The organism is Ruegeria sp. F11 (assembly GCF_056533855.1).
This window is the reverse complement of the sequence record NZ_JBQFOW010000042.1, coordinates 1-1,193: the sequence shown is the minus strand read 5'-3', so window position 1 is coordinate 1,193 and position 1,193 is coordinate 1. Positions and strand designations below refer to the sequence as shown.

1 protein-coding gene is annotated in these 1,193 nt (G+C 56.5%); it reads right to left on the bottom strand.

What is annotated here, in order from left to right:
• Positions 1-25: 25 nt before the first annotated feature.
• Positions 26-1,152 (bottom strand): IS3 family transposase gene (locus ACR0NJ_RS21240; RefSeq protein WP_480819080.1). Its coding sequence is split into 2 segments (ribosomal slippage): positions 26-891 and positions 891-1,152, totalling 1,128 coding nucleotides; the frame shifts between segments, so codons are not numbered across the junction.
• Positions 1,153-1,193 lie beyond the last annotated feature (41 nt).

Here is a 1,193-nt window from a genome sequence, read left to right as displayed (position 1 = left end):
TCATCTGACTGGTCCAAATTGATTGTTAGTGCATCGTCGGCCTGCGATCCATTGGTATGATGGTTTCGGGCGCTGGCGGGCTATAGCCCAGTGCACTGTGGGGGCGTTTTGTGTTGTAGTGTCTCCTCCATTGTTCGATCAGAATTTGAGCTTCGCGCAAGCTGTAGAAGATCTCGCCGTTGAGCAGTTCATCCCTCATTCTCCCGTTGAAGCTTTCGCAATATCCGTTCTCCCATGGGCTGCCCGGTTCGATATAAGCCGTCTTGGCGCCAACGGCGGCGATCCAGCCTCTGACAGCCTGGGCGACAAATTCCGGTCCATTGTCAGAACGTATGAAACTCGGCGCGCCGCGAAGTATGAACAGATCCGTCAGGGCATCGATCACATCGACCGAGTTCAGCTTGCGCTTCACCTTAATCGCCAGGCACTCTCGGCTGTGCTCATCAAGGATATTCAGCGCCCGGAAGGCTTTGCCATCGTCGGTTCGACAATGAACGAAGTCATAGCTCCACACATGGTTGCGATACTCCGGTCGAAGCCGGACACATGATCCGTCGTTCAGCCAGAGCCGCCCATTCTTCGGTTGTTTTGTGGGCACTTTCAGCCCCTCTCGTCGCCAAAGCCGTTCAACCCGCCCGTCGCTGACAGACCATCCGGCCTCTCTCAGCAGCGCAGCAATCCTGCGATAGCCATATCGGCCGTATTGACGGGTCAGCTCAATCATGTCGGCCACCAATCGGTCTTCGTCTGCGCGACCTCTTGGGATGCGCCGTTGCGTGGACCGGTGTTGTCCAAGCACGCGGCAGGCGCGTCGCTCAGATACTTTGAGCTGGCTGCGGACATGATCGATGCAGGCACGACGACGAGCGGGGCTCAATAGTTTCCCTTGGTCGCCTCCGTGAGGATCAGTTTGTCCAACGTCAGGTCAGACACCGCGCGTCGCAGCCGCTCGTTCTCTTTCTGAAGCCGCTTCAGTTCCTTCAACTGATCCACACCCATTCCGCCGTACTTCTTTCGCCAGCGGTAGTAGGTTTGTTCAACAACGCCGATCTGCCTGATCGCATCAAGACGGGACATCCCTTGCCCCATCAGAACTTCAACCTGCCGTAACTTCGAGACAATCTCTTCGGGCCTCGGTCGCTTGTTTGCCATTCGTAGTCCTCCGTCTCCTAAACATAACGGTGGACCCGTTC